Here is a 2,971-nt window from a genome sequence, read left to right as displayed (position 1 = left end):
TCGCTCCATGGCTCACTCCGCGTGCGTGGTGTCTTCGGGCGTCGTATCCCTGATGATCGTCGGCGCCTTCGGGGCGGGCGGGATCACGTCGAGCGCGTTCGTCTCGGCAGGCGTCTGCCCCTTCTTGCCCGCGTCCTGCCCGATCTGCACGATGCCGGACACGGTCAGCCCGCCGACGATGCCCGCGACGATCGCGTTGAGCACGCCGTTGAGCGTGATGGTTCCCGCGAGCACCGGCAGCACGTTGCCGACGATTGCCAGCAGCACCACGACACCGGGCACGAGGTACGGGCCGTCGAGCTTGGGAAGGTGCCGCCGAAGCAACGCGACAAGCGCGCTCGCTGTGAGCGGGGAGAGGATGAGAGCGATCAGTTGTTCGGTTTGCATGTCAATCCTTCCTTGCGAGAACTTCCTCGACGCTATGCGCGCCGATGCACGTATCAGTCAAAGGCTCACCCATCACGCCCGGCCCGCGATCGTCCGTAGCGCCGAGCAGCGCGCCAAGTTCATGCGCCGTCGCCGCCGTCACAAGCGCAGCGGGGCAAACGTCCGTGATGATCCATGCGATGCCGCGATCGGGCTCGCTGAAGGCAGCCGTCCCCGGTGGCGCGGCTTGGACCCAAGGCCACGTCGAGAGGGCCATGAGGATCGTGTATTGGCAGTCGGCGGGGATCGGCGCCGCCCCGTCGATGATCTGCATTGCAAACCGTCGATCGCACAGCACGCGCGCCCAACGTCTGACGCCTTCGCGTGCGGTGTCGGGCGTCGAGCACGACAGCAGAAACGTCGAAAGCAGTAGGGCTCTCAGGGTTGACATGGGCGTGCTCGATTCGTAGGCTTGTGGGTATGATCCGAAACGCCATCGACTGTGCCGCTTCGCTGTTCGCCCCGCGCGAGTTGAACGACCACGATCGCGCCGCCGTCGTGAGCGCGTTTCGTGAGGCGTTGCCCGATCCGTTCGGCCACACGTACCGGATGCGCGACGTGCAAGACGTGGACGGCTGGACGATGGGATTCCACCACAAGATTCGCGTCTGCAAGCCTGACGGTTCGATGGATCTGCTGTTCATCCCGCGCGTTCAGTTCACGTGCTTCTGCGACGCTCAGCACGTCACGCCCGATGGTGTGATGGTCGACCTGAGCGGCAACGGGTGCCACCTGTACCCAGGGCCGAACGGTGGCGGCGTCCCGCACAAGCCTCCCCCTCCTGGCGCCCACTGACATCACTTCCCCACCGGCACGGCGAAGTCATCTTCCTTGACGGGTTCCTCGACGGGCTTGGGTTCCTCGATCGGCTCGGCCTTCGCGTCCCAAGTCGCATCGAGCTTGTCGACGATCAATGCTTCCTTGATGGGGTCGCCCGGTTTCGCTTCGGTCGCTGCGGTGTCGCTGACGGGGTACGCCCACGCCTTGCCGTCAGGCTTGGCTTGCACGTCGTAAAGCGAGGTAGTGACTCCCCAGCCTTCCGGGGCAGGGGAACCGTCAGCGAAGACCCCCTTCCAAGGGAGTTTGGCCTTCGCGTTGTCTTCGGCTTGGATCGCCTTCGCGTCTTCGGCTGTGGTGCAGATTGCTTGCTTCATGGGATGCTAACTCCGAGTCTCGCGCCGAGTCTGCGCAGGTATCGTACGACGCGTTGCCGTTCAGGCTCGGACAGGGCGCGGTTGTAGATGACCAGCGCCGCTAGGTCCCCATCGAACGGGTAAGGTCCGCCCATGCGTGTAGACCCTACTGTGATCGCATCGATCGCTGCATTCCCTGGGTTGCCTACGGTCTGCGCGCCACCGTTGATTGCGATTGCGCTAGAGGCGCCAGCGTATAGGGCATCCACAACGTTATAGTTTGCGGGCTTTGCGATAGACGGGCTGGTGGCCGTGCCAGCATATAGGCCGATGTTTGCGTTTAGCGCGTAAAGCAGCGCGGTAGAACTCACTTTCCCATCAAGCACCGTGCGAATTGTCGCATCGTCTGCGGTCCATTTGCAGATCGCAAACGCGTGCATAGGCTGCGCGATCGTGAAATCAGCGGCGTCCAATCGTTCCGTGCGAGTCTTGCCGATAAACCGCAGCAACCCCCCCGCCCCACTCGCCACCCAAAGCGGCTGTCTCGCCGCCGTCGCCTGCACGAGGTGATGGCCCAGGCCGGTTAGGTCGGTGAGCTGGGAGACGTTGAGGCATTGCACGGCAACGTCGTCGATCTCGTACCATTCACCGATTGCAGTCGGTGTCATGGTAAACCCGGCTTCTGCATCGGTCGCCACGAACCAGCCAGTGTCCCCAAACTGCCAGTCGGCGTTTGTCGCCCCCGTCCACCTAGTGGCTCCTCCACCGTAGATTCGCGGGGGGCGATTGCCGTCCGTGCGAAGCCACGCCGTGATCCTGTAGGTGTTGCCCACGACTAGCGCATTTTGATACGTGTCGGCAGACGCTGCCGTGGACACGCTGTGTGCCACGAACGCGCCTGTCCCACCTGGTCTACTGCCAGCGACAGTTGTGGTCGTGCATTGATACTCCGTCCACCCCGCAGGCGGATCCCCACCTGTCTCAAAGTTGCCATTGACCAGCGGATCCGCCGGAAACACGACCGCCTGCGAAACGCCCCCGACGAGGTGCCGAGACGTGTCTGTCTCGCACCAGAGCTGGCAGCCGGGGACCTGCGTGGGAATGAACGAGTCGCCGCTCTGCACTCCAACAGGCGACGACATCGGATCCCAGCCAGGCGCGAGCACGCCGATACCGAAACCCTCGTCGCACTTGTGAGGCGCGCGGTCCAAGCGCAAATACGAGTAGACGCGTCGGCACGTCTCGCTGTCGAGGATTCTCATGGCTACAAGATCTCCGCGCTCACCTGAAATGGAGTCGTAGCCGACACAGTCAGCGTCCCGCCCGTCGTCGATGCCGCCCAGCACAACCCCGCCGCGTGCGTTGCGCCGCCGTAGGGGAGGATCAGCGCTTGCCCCGGCACGAGCGGGATC

5 protein-coding genes are annotated in these 2,971 nt (G+C 63.9%); 1 reads left to right on the top strand and 4 read right to left on the bottom strand.

Annotated elements, in window-relative coordinates:
• Window positions 1–12: 12 nt before the first annotated feature.
• Both WDA27_15165 and WDA27_15160 read right to left on the bottom strand, forming a co-directional pair.
• Window positions 13–387 (bottom strand): hypothetical protein, encoded by a 375-nt coding sequence (locus WDA27_15165; GenBank protein MFA5892264.1) that lies wholly within the window; start codon window positions 385–387, stop codon window positions 13–15.
• Between the two features lies 1 nt (window position 388).
• Window positions 389–817 (bottom strand): hypothetical protein, encoded by a 429-nt coding sequence (locus tag WDA27_15160; GenBank protein ID MFA5892263.1) that lies wholly within the window; start codon window positions 815–817, stop codon window positions 389–391.
• Window positions 818–846: 29 nt separating this feature from the next.
• Here WDA27_15160 and WDA27_15155 point away from each other — a divergent pair, with 29 nt between their 5' ends.
• Window positions 847–1,221, top strand: a complete 375-nt coding sequence (locus WDA27_15155; GenBank protein MFA5892262.1) for a hypothetical protein — start codon at window positions 847–849, stop codon at window positions 1,219–1,221.
• A gap of 2 nt (window positions 1,222–1,223) precedes the next feature.
• Here WDA27_15155 and WDA27_15150 read toward each other — a convergent pair whose 3' ends face one another.
• Window positions 1,224–1,580, bottom strand: coding sequence for a hypothetical protein (locus WDA27_15150; GenBank protein ID MFA5892261.1), 357 nt, complete (start codon window positions 1,578–1,580; stop codon window positions 1,224–1,226).
• A complete protein-coding gene (locus tag WDA27_15145; GenBank protein MFA5892260.1) occupies window positions 1,577–2,821 on the bottom strand; it encodes a hypothetical protein in 1,245 nt (414 codons plus the stop codon). Before WDA27_15145 ends, WDA27_15150 begins: the two co-directional genes overlap by 4 nt.
• Between the last annotated feature and the right edge of the window lie 150 nt (window positions 2,822–2,971).

Source organism: Actinomycetota bacterium, from assembly GCA_041658565.1.
Classification (GTDB): domain Bacteria; phylum Actinomycetota; class AC-67; order AC-67; family AC-67; genus JBAZZY01.
The sequence above is the reverse complement of the archived record's forward strand: the minus strand, read 5'-3'. Positions and strand labels throughout refer to the sequence as shown.